At 64.7% G+C, this 14,971-nt stretch carries 11 protein-coding genes; 2 read left to right on the top strand and 9 right to left on the bottom strand.

What is annotated here, in order from left to right; all coding sequences use genetic code 11:
• Position 1: 1 nt before the first annotated feature.
• From ccoN to SKZ59_RS12285, 9 genes are all read right to left on the bottom strand, one after another.
• Positions 2-1,429: a cytochrome-c oxidase, cbb3-type subunit I gene (gene ccoN, locus SKZ59_RS12325; RefSeq protein ID WP_034752511.1), complete on the bottom strand. Its 1,428-nt coding sequence runs from the start codon at positions 1,427-1,429 to the stop codon at positions 2-4.
• Between the two features lie 222 nt (positions 1,430-1,651).
• On the bottom strand, positions 1,652-1,828 hold the full coding sequence (gene ccoS, locus SKZ59_RS12320) for a cbb3-type cytochrome oxidase assembly protein CcoS (protein ID WP_034752510.1): 177 nt from the start codon (positions 1,826-1,828) through the stop codon (positions 1,652-1,654).
• A gap of 2 nt (positions 1,829-1,830) precedes the next feature.
• Positions 1,831-4,269, bottom strand: coding sequence for a heavy metal translocating P-type ATPase (locus SKZ59_RS12315; protein WP_319991939.1), 2,439 nt, complete (start codon positions 4,267-4,269; stop codon positions 1,831-1,833).
• Between the two features lie 22 nt (positions 4,270-4,291).
• Positions 4,292-5,059: a sulfite exporter TauE/SafE family protein gene (locus SKZ59_RS12310; RefSeq protein WP_319991938.1), complete on the bottom strand. Its 768-nt coding sequence runs from the start codon at positions 5,057-5,059 to the stop codon at positions 4,292-4,294.
• 9 nt (positions 5,060-5,068) lie between these two features.
• Complete coding sequence (hemN, locus tag SKZ59_RS12305; RefSeq protein ID WP_319991937.1) at positions 5,069-6,517, bottom strand: oxygen-independent coproporphyrinogen III oxidase; 1,449 nt, start codon at positions 6,515-6,517, stop codon at positions 5,069-5,071.
• Positions 6,518-6,541: 24 nt separating this feature from the next.
• Positions 6,542-8,209 (bottom strand): methyl-accepting chemotaxis protein, encoded by a 1,668-nt coding sequence (locus SKZ59_RS12300; protein ID WP_319991936.1) that lies wholly within the window; start codon positions 8,207-8,209, stop codon positions 6,542-6,544.
• Between the two features lie 195 nt (positions 8,210-8,404).
• On the bottom strand, positions 8,405-10,513 hold the full coding sequence (locus tag SKZ59_RS12295; RefSeq protein ID WP_072456125.1) for an EAL domain-containing protein: 2,109 nt from the start codon (positions 10,511-10,513) through the stop codon (positions 8,405-8,407).
• Positions 10,514-10,558: 45 nt separating this feature from the next.
• On the bottom strand, positions 10,559-10,990 hold the full coding sequence (yiaA, locus tag SKZ59_RS12290) for an inner membrane protein YiaA (protein ID WP_034752499.1): 432 nt from the start codon (positions 10,988-10,990) through the stop codon (positions 10,559-10,561).
• Between the two features lie 84 nt (positions 10,991-11,074).
• Positions 11,075-12,022, bottom strand: coding sequence for a DUF808 domain-containing protein (locus tag SKZ59_RS12285; RefSeq protein ID WP_034752497.1), 948 nt, complete (start codon positions 12,020-12,022; stop codon positions 11,075-11,077).
• Positions 12,023-12,215: 193 nt separating this feature from the next.
• On the opposite strand from SKZ59_RS12285, the gene SKZ59_RS12280 reads away from it, so the two are divergent.
• Together SKZ59_RS12280 and SKZ59_RS12275 are read left to right on the top strand one after the other, a co-directional pair.
• On the top strand, positions 12,216-12,857 hold the full coding sequence (locus tag SKZ59_RS12280) for a LysE family transporter (protein ID WP_319991935.1): 642 nt from the start codon (positions 12,216-12,218) through the stop codon (positions 12,855-12,857).
• A gap of 103 nt (positions 12,858-12,960) precedes the next feature.
• Positions 12,961-14,712, top strand: coding sequence for a DUF6600 domain-containing protein (locus SKZ59_RS12275; protein ID WP_319991934.1), 1,752 nt, complete (start codon positions 12,961-12,963; stop codon positions 14,710-14,712).
• The last annotated feature ends 259 nt before the right edge of the window (positions 14,713-14,971 follow it).

Here is a 14,971-nt window from a genome sequence, read left to right as displayed (position 1 = left end):
ATCAGGCGTGCGCCGCGTTCAGTTCCGGAATGCGGGCGACGGGGAGTTTGCTGCCGCGCAGGGTCATCCAGGTGTTGTAGCCCATGATGCACATACCCGACAGGTACAGCAGGCCGCCGGCCACGCGCACCACGTAGTACGGATACGTCGCTTTCACGCTCTCGACAAAGGTGTAGGTCAGGGTGCCGTCCGGATTGACCGCGCGCCACATCAAGCCCTGCATCACGCCGGCGATCCACATGGCGGCGATGTACAGCACGATGCCGATGGTGGCCACCCAGAAGTGCACGTCGACCAGGCGCGTGCTGTGCATCTGCGTGCGGCCAGCCAGGCGCGGCAGCAGGTAGTAGATCGAACCCATGGTGATGAAGCCCACCCAGCCCAGAGCGCCCGCATGCACGTGGGCAACGGTCCAGTCGGTGTAGTGCGACAGCGAGTTGATGGTCTTGATCGACATCATCGGACCTTCGAAGGTGGCGATGCCGTAGAACGACAGCGAGACGATCATGAATTTCAGGATCGGGTCGGTGCGCAGCTTGTGCCAGGCGCCCGACAGGGTCATGATGCCGTTGATCATGCCGCCCCAGCTTGGCGCCAGCAGGACCAGCGAGAAGACCATGCCGATCGATTGCGTCCAGTCAGGCAATGCCGTGTAGTGCAGGTGATGCGGGCCCGCCCACATGTAGGTGAAGATCAGCGCCCAGAAGTGGACGATCGACAGACGGTACGAGTACACGGGGCGCTCGGCCTGTTTCGGGATGAAGTAGTAGACCATGCCCAGATAGCCGGCGGTCAGGATGAAACCCACCGCGTTATGGCCGTACCACCACTGGATCATGGCGTCCTGCACGCCCGCATAGGCGGAATACGACTTGGTGAACGAGGCTGGCATGACGGCGCCATTGACCACGTGCAAAATCGTCACGGCCAGGATGTAGGCGCCGAAGAACCAGTTGGCCACGTAGATATGCTTGACCTTGCGCTTGATCAGGGTGCCGAAGAACACGATGGCGTAGGCGATCCAGACGACGGCGATGAGGATGGCGATAGGCCATTCCAGTTCCGCGTATTCCTTGCCGCGCGTCATGCCCATGGGCAAGGTAACGACGGCGCACAGGATCACGGCTTGCCAGCCCCAGAAGGTGAAGGCGGCCAGTTTGTCGGAAAACAGGCGCACCTGGCAGGTGCGTTGTACAACGTAGTACGAAGTAGCGAACAGGCCGCAGATGCCGAAGGCGAAAATCACCGCATTCGTGTGCAGCGGACGCAGGCGTCCGTATGTCAGCCATGGTATGTCGAGGTTCAGGGCAGGCCAGGCCAGCTGAGCGGCGATGATAACGCCAACCAGCATGCCGATGATGCCCCATACCACAGTAGCGACCGCGAATTGCTTCACGATCTTGTAGTTATAGTTCAGCGATTGATCCACAAAGACTCTCCCTGGAATTACTATTTATGATGGTGGCCAGAGAGTAAGTGTTTGACCGTGAAAAAACTTTGATGTGGATCAAAATTCCCCGGATGAAATAAGCGTAGCGAACTGGCATCGAAATAAAGCGGTATTTCGGTCAAATTCCGCTCAAAAAAGCCATACAAGATCCCTGCAATCCGGGCGGATTGGGGGGCAGACGCGCCGGCCGGGCTGGTGCGGTCAGGGATGCGGTTCGCCGGGCGCCGGCTGAGGCGGCGTGTCGTCGTCCTGCAGCACGCGCAGGCCCGGTCCGACGAGGTCGTCGAACTGGCCGCCGTCCGAGGCCGTGAAGTAGACCCACAGGGCGATGAAGACGACCACGACGCTCAAGGGGATGAGGAGATACAGTGCTTCCATGTTCAGGCTTTCCGCAGGCGCAGGGCGTTGGCGATGACGACGGCCGAGCTGGCAGCCATGCCGACGCCGGACAGCCAGGGGTTCAAGAAACCCAGCGCGGCGGCCGGGATGGCCGTCAGATTGTACAGGGTGGCCCAGCCCAGGTTCTCGCGGATGATGCGCATGCTGCGCGCGGCCGTTTTCGCCGTGTCGAGCACGGACACCAGTTGGCTCGACAGCAGCACCGTGTCCGCATGCGCCTGCGCCAGCGCGGCGCCGGAACCCATGGCGAAGGACACGTCGGCGCCGCTCAGCACGGCGGCGTCGTTGATGCCGTCGCCCACCATCGCCACGACGGCGCCCGTCGCCTGCAACTGCTGCACGAAATCGAGCTTTTCATCGGGCAGGCACTCGCCGCAGGCCGTGTTGATGCCCAGTTCCGTCGCCACGCTTTGCGTCAGCGCTTCCTGGTCGCCGCTGAGCAGCACGACCTGCTTGCCGCACCGGTGGAAATACGCGACCACGTCGCGCGCTTCCGGGCGCAGCGCATCGCTGAGCAGGAAACGCGTGAGCCAGCGGCCCTGCGTGCCCAGGTACAGCGGCGTCATGCCCTGCATGCCGACGGCCGTGTCGCCCAGCGGCGGCCCGGCGATGGCGGCGACAAAGGCCGCATTGCCCAGGCGGTAGCGCACGCCATCGACGACGCCTTCCAGGCCCTGGCCTTGCACTTCCTGCAACTGTTGCGCATGTGTGCGCGGTTGCTGTTTTGGCAACCCATCCGCTGCCGCCAGGATCGCCTGCGCCAGCGGATGGGCGCTGCCCGCTTCCAGCGCGGCGGCCACTTGCAGGCAATCGTCCTCGCTCAGGCTGCCGAGCCCTTCGATTTGCCGCAGCACGGGCCGGCCCAGGGTCAAGGTGCCCGTCTTGTCGAAGACGATGTGGGTGGCGCGGTGCAGGGTTTCCAAGACGTGGGGCTGGACGATCAGCACGCCGCGCCGCAGCAGGCTGTCGGTGGCGGCCGCCAGCGCCGTCGGCGTGGCCAGCGACAGCGCGCACGGGCACGAGACAACCAGCACGGCAATGGCCACGGGCCAGGCTTGTGTCGGGTCGTGCCAGCTCCAGAAGGCGAACACGGCGACGGCGAACAGCAGCAGGCCCAGCACGAACCAGGCGGCGACCTTGTCGGCCCACTGCGCGATCTGCGGCTTGCCGCTGCCGGCCCGCTCGATCAGTTTCAATAAATCGGAAAGCGTGCTTTCGCGCGCCGGTTTCAGCACGCGCAGGATGAGCGCCGCGCTGGCGTTGATGGCCCCGCCCGGCACCTGTTCACCTGTCTTGCGTCGCTGGGCCGCGCTTTCGCCCGTCAGCAGCGATAAATCGAGCGCGCTCGTACCTTCGATGATGACGCTGTCGGCGGCGATCGCTTCGCCCGGCTTGACCAGGATGATGTCGCCCACGGCCAAGCTGCCGGCCGGCACCAGGGTGGTGGCGTGGTTGTCGGGAAAGCCCGCCATCAAGGACGCGGAGGCAGGCAAGGCGTGCTGCAGGCGCTCGAGCGCGGAAGCGGCCTTGCGGCGCGCCTGCAGCTCGAAATAGCGGCTGCACAGCAGCAGGAAGATGAACATCGTGGCCGAGTCGTAATACACCTCGCCGCGGCCCGTGAAGGTCGCCACCACGCTGCCGAAGAAGGCCGCCAGGATGCCCAGTGCGACGGGCACGTCCATGCCCAGGGTGCGCGCGCGCAAGCTGGCCCAGGCGCCCTGGAAGAACGGCATGGCGGAGTAACAGATGGCGGGCAGGGTCAGCAGCAAACTGGCCCAGCGCATCAGGCTGGCCATATTGTCGTCCAGCGTGCCATCCTCGGCCAGGTAGGCGGGCGCCACGTACATCATCACCTGCATCATCGACAGGCCGGCCACGAACAGCTGGCGGCCCAGGGTCTTGCTGGCTTTTTGCAGGCGCTCGCCATGGCGCACGGCGTCATACGGATAGGCCGTGTAGCCGACTTGCCGCACGGCTTGCAGGATGTCGCCCGGCTCGCACTGGGCGCGGCTCCAGCGCACGTACAGGCGCTCCGTGGCGACGTTCAGGCTGGCCGCCTGCACGCCAGGCAGGCGTGTCAGTTGACGCTCGATCAGCCAGACGCAGGCGGCGCAGCGGATGCCTTCGACGGACAGGGTCGCTTCGCAGCTGCTGGCGTCGCGCGCGAATTGCGCGTCATCATTGCTGTACAGGCGCAGTTCGGGCGGCACCATGGTCGCATCGGCCGCATTGACGGCATATTCGTCGCGGTCGCGGTAGTAGGCGCTCTGGCCGATGTCGACGATGGTTTGCGCCACGGCTTCGCAGCCGGGGCAGCACATGGCGCGCGGCACGTCGTCGATGGTGACGTTCCAGCTGGAGCCTGCGGGCACGGGCAAGCCGCAATGGAAGCAGGCGGAGGGTTGTAAAACAGCATTCATAGGTTTGTTTTCAAGCGTCTTTTCATGGATGGCCCGTGACGCACAGGGCGTCGAGCCAGCCCAGCGAGACGCCATTCGCGGCGCGCAGCAGGCCCAGCAAGCCAAAGCCCAGCACCAGCAAGCCGCTGGCGATGCGCACGGGACGGCGCTGCATCTGCGTGCGCAAGCGCGTGCCCAGCAAACCCATGCCCAGCAAAGTGGGCAGGGTACCCAGGCCGAAGGCGGCCATCGTGGCCGCGCCGTTCAGGGCAGAACCCTGCATCATGGCCGTCAGCAGCGCGCTGTAGACCATGCCGCACGGCACCCAGCCCCACAGCCCGCCCACGGCCAGCGCTTTTAACGGCGTATCCATCGGCATCAACGGTTTCAGCAGGGGGCGCACGCGGCGCCAGACGACGTTGCCGGCCGCTTCCAGATGGGCCAGGCCGCGCCAGGCATCCATCAGGTACAGGCCCAAGGCAACGAGCATCAGGTTGGCTAGCCAGTAGCCGGCCACTTGTAGTGACGCCAGGTGCAGCATGCCCGCGCCCGCCAGGCTGCCGGCCAGGGCGCCGGCCAGCATGTAACTGCCGATGCGCCCGCCGTTGTAGGCCAGCACGCGCAGTACGTTCGTTTGCAAGGTTGTCTGCAATGCCGGCCGTGCCACGGCAATGGCGATCACGGGCCGTGTTGGGGCCGGTGCGCCGCCGCCCAGCGACAGAGCGCCCACGATGCCGCCGCACATGCCGATGCAGTGCACGCTGCCGGCCAGGCCGACGAGGAACATGGGCACGAGGCTGAGGGCGTTCATCGCGCTGCGCTACACCGTTTTCGAGTAGCGCAGCGGCTGCACCGCGTCCGGTGCCGTATTGGCGCGCGCCATGGTCAGGTAGCGGTCGAAGACCATGCAGATATTGCGGATCAACAAGCGCCCTTTCGGCGTCACCGTCAGCCAGTCTTCCTCGATGACGAGCAAGCCGTCACGGGCCAGTTCGCGCAGCTTGTCCAGCTCGGCGGCGAAATAGCTGCGAAATTGCACGGGGTGCGCTTGCTCGATGCTGGCGATCGACAATTCGAAATTGCACATCAGCATCTGGATGATGATACGGCGCAACAAATCGTCCGTGTCGAGCTTGATGCCGCGCGCGATCGGCAGCACGCCTTCGTCGAGCTTTTCATAGTACGCGTCGAGCGTCTTTTCATTCTGGCTGTAGACGGCGCCGACGGAGCTGATGGCCGACACGCCGCAGGCGATCAGGTCCGCTTCCGCGCGCGTGGAATATCCCTGGAAGTTGCGGTGCAAGCGGCCCTGGCGCTGCGCCACGGCCAGGTCGTCCGTCGGCTTGGCGAAATGGTCCATGCCGATGTAGACATAGCCGGCGGCCGTCAGGCGCGCGATGCACAGGCCCAGCATGGCCAGCTTGGTGGCGCTGTCGGGCATGTCGGCGTCGAGGATGCGGCGCTGCGGCTTGAACAGATGCGGCATGTGCGCGTAGTGGTACAGGGCGATGCGGTCGGGGCTGGCGTTGATCACCTTGCGCAGCGTTTCCGTCATCGTTTCCAGGTTTTGCTTCGGCAAGCCATAGATCAGGTCGATGCTGATCGAGCGGAAACCGGCGTCGCGCGCCGCCTGCATGATGGCTACCGTTTCCGCTTCCGGCTGGATGCGGTTGACGGCTTTTTGCACGTCGGCGTCGAAATCCTGCACGCCCAGGCTGATGCGGTTGAAACCTTGCGCGCGCAGCGAAAACACGCGCTCGCGCGACACGGTGCGCGGGTCGATCTCGATCGAATACTCGCCGTCTTCATCGGAAGCGAATTCGAAATGCTGGCGCAAATGCGCCATCAGTTCGTCCATCTGCTTTTCGCTCAGGTAGGTGGGCGTGCCGCCGCCGAAGTGCAATTGCTCGATCTGGTTCATGCCGGCAAACAGCTTGCCCTGCATGGCGATTTCCTGCTTTAAATAGCTGAGATAGGTGGCGGCCTTGCTGCGGTCTTTCGTGATGATCTTGTTGCAGGCGCAGTAGTAGCACAGGGTGTCGCAGAACGGCACGTGCACGTACAGCGACAGCGGACGGCGGCCGCCGCGCATGCGCAGTGCGGCCAGCGCTTCAAGGAAGTTGCCATAGCCAAAGTCGGCATGGAAACGGTCTGCGGTCGGGTAGGACGTGTAGCGGGGGCCGGACTGGCTCATCTTGCCGATGATGACCGGGTCGAATTCGACGACCGCGTCCAGGTCGGCGGAAGCACTGCTGAGTAGTGTAGGCATGATGTGTATGAAGTCTTGAAAGGTTTAGGCGGCCAGGCGTTTCATGGCGGGCTTGCCGGCGTTCGCGGCACCCGCAGCACCCGACTTGCCGCCGGGCGTGGCGACGCGGCGCGGTGGCGGCATCTTGCCGAAATTGAACAGGCTTACGGCTTGCGACAGGCTGGCCGCTTCTTCCGCCAGGCGCGTGGCCGCCGCAGCGGCTTCTTCCACGAGGGCCGCGTTCTGCTGCGTCACCTGGTCCATGTGGGCGATGGCCTGGTTGACCTGATCGACGCCGATGCTCTGTTCGCGCGAGGCAATGGAAATTTCCTGCATGATGGCCGTCACCTGCTTGACGGAGCTGACCACCTGTTCCATGGTGGCGCCGGCGCGGTTCACCTGCAGCATGCCGGCGCCCACCTTGCCGACGGAAATTTCAATCAGTTGCTTGATGTCCTTGGCCGCCACGGACGAGCGCTGCGCCAGGTTGCGCACTTCGCCCGCCACGACGGCAAAGCCCCTGCCCTGCTCGCCGGCACGCGCCGCTTCCACGGCCGCGTTCAGGGCCAGGATGTTGGTCTGGAAGGCGATGCCTTCGATCAAGCCGATGATGTCGACGATTTTCTTCGACGAGGTGTTGATGTCGTCCATGGTGGTGATCACTTCGGAGACGATCTCGCCGCCCTGCACGGCCACTTTCGAGGCGGCCACGGCCAGCTCGTTCGCCTGCACCGAATTGTCCGCGTTCTGTTTCACCGTGGACGAGAATTCTTCGATGCTCGAAGCCGTCTCTTCCAGGCTGGCCGCCTGCGATTCCGTGCGGCCCGAGAGGTCCATATTGCCGACGGCAATTTGCTTGGTGGCCACGGCCATGGTTTCCACGTTGATGCGCACGTCGCGGATGGTGGCGATCAGGTTGCTGTTCATCTGTTGCAGCGCGCGCAGCAATTGCCCCATTTCATCCGTGCTGTCTGTTTCAAAACTGCCCGACAGGTCGCCGGCGGCAATCGCCCGCGCGCCGTTCAGGGCCTTGCCCAGCGGCTTGAGCACGGACATGCGCAAGGTGTACCAGAGGAAAACGTTGATCAGGAAACCGAACAGGGTGGCGCCGAAGATGGCGTAATTGGTGATCTTGCCGCCGCTGGCAAACAGGCTGATGACGCACACCAGCAGTTGCAAACAGTTGACGATGGAGGTGGCGGCCCAGATGCGCAGGTTGAGCGACATGTGCGTCAGATTGTGCAGCAGGTGCGCCAGGCCCGGGCGCACGATCTGGCCGTGCTTGATGACGATGTTGCCGCCTTCCTTGTTGCGGATGGCCGCGTAGGCTTCCTCGGCCACTTTCACCTGATCTTTGTCCGCTTTTACGCGCACGGACATGTAGCCGATGGTCTTGCCTGCTTCGCGGATGGGCGTGACGTTGGCGCGCACCCAGTAAAAATCGCCGTTCTTGCAGCGGTTCTTGACCAGACCCGTCCACGGCGTGCCGGCCTGGACTGAGGCCCACAGGTCGGCAAACGCTTCGGCCGGCATGTCCGGGTGGCGCACGATGTTCTGGGGCGAGCCGAGCAGCTCGGCCTCGCTGAAGCCGCTGACCTGGCTGAAGTACGGGTTCACATACACGATATTGCCGTTCATATCCGTTTTCGACACGATGGCCTGATCGTCCAGGACGAGGACTTCACGGTTAGTCACTGGCAAATTTTGTCGCATGGTCGCGGCTTCCTGATCAGTTGAATAGCTAATTGGTGAGTAAGACTTGCACGATTGCAAGAATGGAGATCAGTGTAAGGAGTCGCCTGCGCAAATTTATTGATGTAGATCAAAATCCTCCAGATTGGTCGTGCTTGCACGCATTTAGCGATAGCAATGCGGCATTGTTTTAAAGCTACTGGTTGCCGTTGGTGGCTAATCCACGCCCGCCGTCAGCGGGCGCAGGCTGCCCACGGCGTAGCCTTGCGCGTAGTCGATGCCCAGCTCGCGGATGACGGCCAGGGTGGCTTCGTCTTCCACGTATTCGGCCACCGTTTTCAAGCCCATCACGTGGCCCACTTCATTGATGGCCTTGACCATGGCGCGGTTGATGGCGTTGCTGGCGATGTCGCGCACGAAGACGCCGTCGATCTTCAGATAGTCGACGGGCAGGGCCTTCAGGTAGCCGAACGAGGAAAAGCCGCTGCCGAAGTCGTCGAGCGAGAAGCGGCAGCCCATGGCCTTGAGCTGGCGCATGAACACTTGTGCCTTGGGCAGGTTGGCGATAACGGCCGTTTCCGTGATTTCAAAGCAGAGCTGCTCGGGCGCGATGGCGAATTGCACGAACTGCTCGGTGATGTAGTCGTGCAAGCCGGCATCGGCCAGCGACATGCCCGACAGGTTGACGGAATACAGGGCCGGTGCGCGGCGCCGGCTTTCCGCCATCGCTTCGATCGGCGGCAGGCTGTCGCGCACGCTCTCGATATGCGCGCAGACGGCACGGATGACCCAGCGGTCGATGGACAGCATCATGTCGTAGCGCTCGGCGGCGGGGATGAAGGCGCCCGGCAAGATCAGGTCGCCCTGGCTGTTGCGGATGCGGATCAGCACTTCGTCGTGGTGTTCCTGGCTGTCGTTCAGGTGCACGATGGGCATGGCGTACAGGCGGAAGTAATCGTGGGCGAACGCTTCGTTCAGGCGCGAAATCCACAGCATTTCGCCGTGCCGCTGGGCCAGCATGACGTCGGACTCCTGGTAGACATGGATGCGGTTGCGGCCCTGCTCCTTGGCCAGGTAGCAGGCCTGGTCGGCGGCGCTCAGCAGCTCGCTCATGGACTTGCTGTCCTGGCTGATTTCGACCATGCCGATGCTCACGCCCAGCTCAAAACTGCGGCTATCCCAGGCGAAACGGAAATCGCGGATGGACTGGCGCAGCTGTTCGCCGATCTGGCGTGCATGGTCGAGCGGACAGTGCGGCAACAGCACGCCCAGTTCGTCGCCGCCCAGGCGCGCGAGGATGTCGCTGTCGCGCATTTGTGCCTGCAGCATTTTCGCCAGCAGCTGCAGCAGCACGTCGCCGGCGCCATGGCCGCAGGTATCGTTGATGACCTTGAACTGGTCCAGGTCCAGGTACAGCAGCGCATGCACGTGGCCATCCTGCTTGGCCGTGTGCAGGGCGCCGGCAACCAGGTGTTCGAATTCGCGCCGGTTGATCAGGCCCGTCAGGGTATCGTGCGTGGCGTGCCACGACAGTTGCTGGCTCAGCTTGCGCTCATGGCTGACGTCGCGGAACACGACGACGGCGCCGAGGATGTCGCCGTCGCGCGACCAGATGGGCGCGGCCGAGTCTTCCACGGCGATGTGCCGTCCATCGCGCGTGACCAGCTGCGAATGCGCTGAAATGCCGATGGCCTGGCGCTGCTGCAGGCATTTGTATGCCACGTGTTCGAGCGCTTCGCCCGTGCGTTCGTCGACCAGCGGCAAGGTCTGGCTGATATCCATGCCGCGTGCCAGTTCGTTGCTCCAGCCCGTCAATTGCTCGGCCACCCGGTTCAGGTAGCGTGTCTTGCCGTACGGATCGGTGGTGATGACGCCGTCGCCGATGGAGCTGAGTGTCACTTCGGCCAGTTCCTTGCGCTCGGCGATCAGCAGTTCGCGCAGCATGTGCTCGGTGATATCCCAGATGATGCCCAGGGTGCGGTCGGGCTGGCCATCCGCATCCGTGAACACTTGCGCCTTGGCCGCCAGCCAGCGTTCGCTGCCATCGGGCCAGACGACGCGGTATTGCAGGGCGTAGCCGTCGCGCTGGCGCACGGCTTCCTGCATCACCTCGAGCAGCGGGCCCTGGTCATCCACATGGACGAAGCCGAGAAAGGTGCGAAATGGCTGTGTCAGGGCCCGCTCTTCCAGGCCCAGCAAGGCAGCCCCCTTGGCCGACCAGCTGACCGTGCCGTCGATGACCTGGCCGTCGATGAGGCGCGAATCCCAGATCGCCATGTGCGCCGCCTCCAGCGCCATCTGCAAACGTTTTTGCTGGTCGCTCATCGTCCTCTCCTGAGATGGATACAAGGATAGATACGCGGCTGGTGTTTAAGTTCCCGGTATCTCGGCGGGCGTCGCGGCCGAGGCGCGCGCCACGTCGCGCACATTCTTTTGCACGGCCACGGCGGCAAACAGGCTGAGCAGGAATGCCATCGCATAGAAACCCTTCTCGCTGTTCTGCAGGGTGGCGTTCCACAGGCCGACCGTCAGCAGCAGCAAGGCCAGCAGGACGGAAATCCAGCACAGGCCGAAATAGATGCCCGTCACGGCGATGCCTTCGGCGCGGTCGCGCACGGATTTTTGCAGCGAGATGGCGGCGAACAGGCCGTACATGAGGATCGTGAAGTAATAGCCCTTCTCGTTGAGCGCCATGCTGGTGTTCCACAGGCCGGACAGATAGGTGATGACGCCGATCAGCAATGCCGCCCAGGAGGCGCCGATAAAGGCGCTACTGGGGCGTTGGATGGGGGAAGTCTGCATAGGGTCTCCATGGACGGACGGCGCCGCCGGCATGGCCGGGGCGGCAGGCACGGATGCGCCTGCCGCCCCATCAGACCAGAAAGCCTATTTGCTTGGCTTGACCATGCGCAACAAAGCCGACACGGCCGTGACGCCGGCCAGCACCAGGCCACCGGCGATGAGGCCGGCTACCGCGTTGATCAGGCTGGGCGTGACGGCTGCCAGCACGGGGCCGATGCCGGCCACGCCGCCGACGGCTGCTTCCGCGTGATGCAGCATGCCGCTGGCCCACGGCCAGCCGTGCGTCAGAATGCCGCCGCCGACCATGAACATGGCCAGGGTGCCCACGACGGAGAGAAATTTCATCAGTTTCGGCGCCGCCGACACGAGCATGCGGCCAAAGCCGCGCACGCCATCCATCAGCGCGCCCGCGCCCTTGCGCGCCGCCAGGTAAAAGCCCGCGTCGTCGAGCTTGACGATACCGGCCACCAGGCCGTACACGCCGACCGTCATGATGAGGGCGATGCCGACGACGACAGCCACCTGCTCGGCGAAGGTGGCCGCGGCCACCGTGCCCAGCGCGATGACGATGATTTCCGCCGATAAGATGAAATCGGTGCGGATGGCGCCCTTGATCTTGTCTTTTTCCAGCGCGACGAGGTCGACCTGCGGGTCGCGCAGCGCCTGGGCCAGCTCGGCCTTGTGGCTGTCGTCCGGATGCAGGTATTTATGCGCGATCTTCTCAAAACCCTCGAAGCACAGGTAGGCGCCGCCCACCATCAAGAGCGGCGTGATGGCCCATGGCGCAAACGCGCTGATGGCCAGCGCGGCGGGCACGAGGATGGCCTTGTTCTTCAGCGAACCGACGGCGACGGCCCAGACGACGGGCAATTCGCGTTCGGCGCGCACGCCGGCCACTTGCTGTGCGTTCAGGGCCAGGTCGTCACCGAGCACGCCGGCCGTCTTCTTGGCGGCCACTTTGGTCATCAGGGAAACGTCATCGAGGATGCTGGCGATGTCGTCGAGCAGGGCCAACAGGCTGGAGCCGGCCATCTCAGCGCGCTCCCGCTTTGGTGACAGGGAATCGGGGAGCGAGGAAAGTGTTGTTTTTCATGATGTTATTCTTGGTTGTACGGCAAGGGATGGCCTAGGTAAGGCATGACTGCGATCTTACCTCAGGGCGGGCCGGCAAGGCCGCACTGAGCGGGTTAAAATTGCCTCTCATTCCCATTTTTTTGGAAACCGCATGCCATTTGCCACCTGGATCACCTTTGTCGTCGCCGCCTCCATCATCGCCGTCTCGCCCGGCTCGGGCGCCGTGCTGTCGATGTCGCACGGCCTGTCGTACGGGGTGAAAAAGGCCAGCGCCACGATTCTCGGCCTGCAACTGGGGCTGCTGGTGGTGCTCGGTATCGCCGGCGCCGGCGTGGGCTCCTTGCTGCTGGCTTCCGAAGTGGCGTTCAATATCGTCAAGACGGTGGGCGCCCTGTACCTGATCTACCTGGGCCTGTCGCAGTGGCGCGCCAAGGTGGCGGTGGCCGGCGACCTGCACGCCGACGCCGTGGTGCCGTCCTGGCGCCGGCGCGTGCTGACGGGTTTTTTGACGAACGTGACGAACCCGAAGGGCATCATCTTCATGGTGGCGGTGTTGCCGCAATTCATCAGCCCTACCGCGCCCTTGCTGCCGCAACTGCTGATCCTGGCCGTCACCATGTGCACGATCGACCAGATCGTCATGCACAGCTATGCCTTCCTCGCCTCGTCAATGCAGCGCTTTTTCCGCGACGCCAAGGCCGTGAAAAAGCAGAACCGCTTCTTTGGCGGCTTGCTGATGGCCGTCGGCGCGGCCCTGTTCTTCGTCAAGCGCGGCGGCCAGACGACATCCTGAACGAAGTCAATATGCAAACATTTGTAAGCCCGCTTGCGATGTCCGCCTGATGCGGATGTAATCGGAGCATGTTGTCCTTGTAAGTCCTGCCTGGAGCGCTGCCATGCGTCCTATCCTGTCTTTCCCTCTGCTCAACACCGTGTGCGCCGTGCTGCTGTCGTCGGCGTGTTCCCTGGCCTTGGCCGAGGATCCGCCCGCCCGCGTGGGGCGTATTTCCACCGTCGAAGGGCAGGTGCTGGTGCGCGCCGGCGATGGCGACGCGCAAAACGCCCTGCTGAACTGGCCCGTCACGACGGATAACCGTTTGAGCACCATGCGCGGCGCGCTGGCCGAGTTTCGCGTGGGCGCGGCCGCCGTGCGCCTCGATGGCGATTCCGAACTGGAAGTGAGCGAGCTCGATGACGACAGTTTCAAATTGCACCTCAGCTATGGCACGGTCAGCGTGCGCGTGCGCAATCCCGATGCGCTGCGCGGCTTCGAGCTGACCACCGCCCAGGCCCGCGTGATCCTGACCCAGCCGGGCTGGGTGCGCATCGAGGCGGGCCGCCAGCCCGGCGCCAGCGTCGTCAGCGTGCTCGACGGCGCGGCCGACGTGGATGGCGCGACAGGCAGCGTGACCTTGCGCGCAGGCAAGCGCGCCGAGCTGACGGACGAGGAATTGCGCACGGGCGCCTTGCACCGGATCGCCTTCGACAACTGGCCCGAAGCCTTGCCCGCCGCCGCGCCGGCCTTGCGCTATGTCACCGACGATACGACCGGCTATGAAGAGCTGGACCGCTACGGCGCCTGGCAGGAAGATGCGGAATACGGCCCCTTGTGGCTGCCCAGCGCGGTGCCGGCCGGCTGGGCGCCGTACAGCGACGGGCGCTGGACGTGGATCGCGCCGTGGGGCTGGACCTGGGTCGACAATGCGCCGTGGGGCTATGCGCCCTCGCACTACGGCCGCTGGGTGCTGCTGGGCCACCGCTGGGGCTGGGCGCCGGGCCGCGAGCGCGGCCGCGTGCCCTGGGCGCCGGCCCTGGTGGGCTGGGTCGGCGGTAATCATGGACCACATAACGGACCACAGCATGGCCAGCGCCCCGGCGTCGGCTGGTTTCCTTTGTCGCCGCATGAGCGCTACGTGCCCGGCTACCGCGCCAGCGCCGAGTATGAGCGCCGCATCAACCGGATGGCCGAGGGGCGCCGCCCCGTGGCGGGCGAGCGCGAACGGCGCGAAGGCATGACGATGCTGCCCGGCGAGCGTTTTGGCGGCTCGCGGACGGTCGACGTGCCGCGCCGCAACCGCACCACCATGCCGCCGCCCGTCATGCAAAGCTTGCCGTTGAGCACGGCGCCTGCGCCGGCTGGCAACTGGCAGCGTCCCGTTGATGCGCCGCGCGGCGACAGGGAGCCCCGGCGCGACTGGGTGAACCGTCCCGGCCGCTTGCAGACGGACGATGGAGTGACGCACATGGCGCCGCGTCCCATGCAGCCGAACCGGCCGCCCGTGCCGGCCCAGCCGCCGGTGCCGCCGCAGCCCCTGATGCCGGCGATGCCGGCCTTGCCGCCCGTGCAAGATCATGTGGCCCGCCCCGGGTGGCGTGGCGGGGAGCGGCCCCGCGCCGACTGGCACCGCGCCGAGCGTGACTCCCGCCGCGAAGCGTTGCAGACGGCGCCGCCGCCGTCCTTGCCTGCCCCGCCGCCCGTGGCCCAGCCGCGCCCCGCGCCGCCGCCGATGCCGGCCCCAGCCGCCCGTCCACCCCAGGAAGCGCGCGGTGCCGAGCGCGCCAATCCGCCGCGTGAGCGCAACCATGAGCGTCACAACGAGCGCGGCGGTCCCGGCCGCAATGGCCGGATGCAGGAGGTGGAGCGCTGACGGCCGCGCCGTCTGTCGCCCCGTATCGACATTCACGCCGCGAAATGCGCAGTTCGTCACATACCGGAGGTAAAGCCGCCGTCGTTTGTCTACAGTACGACCACTGCTTATCCTCCAAGTGACAGCATCGCTTTTCCGGCTATTTTGTCCAAACGAAATAGTTTTCCGCCAGCTTACCCAGCTGGCTTTTTTTTTGCCTTGCCGTCTGCGCCATGGCGGCTGGCGCAGCCGCCCTCAAAGTTGGCTACAATACGCTTTT

Origin of the sequence: Janthinobacterium sp. GMG2 (assembly GCF_033949445.1) — a bacterium.
In the GTDB taxonomy this organism is placed as follows: Bacteria; Pseudomonadota; Gammaproteobacteria; order Burkholderiales; family Burkholderiaceae_D; genus Janthinobacterium; species Janthinobacterium aestuarii.
This window is presented reverse-complemented; position numbering and strand designations above follow the sequence as displayed.

Bases quoted from the DNA above. Each gene is read 5' to 3' on its own strand.
- ccoS (WP_034752510.1), bottom strand. From the start codon at position 1,828: ATGGAAGCACTGTATCTCCTCATCCCCTTGAGCGTCGTGGTCGTCTTC.
- SKZ59_RS12315 (WP_319991939.1), bottom strand. From the start codon at position 4,269: ATGAATGCTGTTTTACAACCCTCCGCCTGCTTCCATTGCGGCTTGCCC.
- SKZ59_RS12310 (WP_319991938.1), bottom strand. From the start codon at position 5,059: ATGAACGCCCTCAGCCTCGTGCCCATGTTCCTCGTCGGCCTGGCCGGC.
- hemN (WP_319991937.1), bottom strand. From the start codon at position 6,517: ATGCCTACACTACTCAGCAGTGCTTCCGCCGACCTGGACGCGGTCGTC.
- SKZ59_RS12300 (WP_319991936.1), bottom strand. From the start codon at position 8,209: ATGCGACAAAATTTGCCAGTGACTAACCGTGAAGTCCTCGTCCTGGAC.
- SKZ59_RS12295 (WP_072456125.1), bottom strand. From the start codon at position 10,513: ATGAGCGACCAGCAAAAACGTTTGCAGATGGCGCTGGAGGCGGCGCAC.
- yiaA (WP_034752499.1), bottom strand. From the start codon at position 10,990: ATGCAGACTTCCCCCATCCAACGCCCCAGTAGCGCCTTTATCGGCGCC.
- SKZ59_RS12285 (WP_034752497.1), bottom strand. From the start codon at position 12,022: ATGGCCGGCTCCAGCCTGTTGGCCCTGCTCGACGACATCGCCAGCATC.
- SKZ59_RS12280 (WP_319991935.1), top strand. From the start codon at position 12,216: ATGCCATTTGCCACCTGGATCACCTTTGTCGTCGCCGCCTCCATCATC.
- SKZ59_RS12275 (WP_319991934.1), top strand. From the start codon at position 12,961: ATGCGTCCTATCCTGTCTTTCCCTCTGCTCAACACCGTGTGCGCCGTG.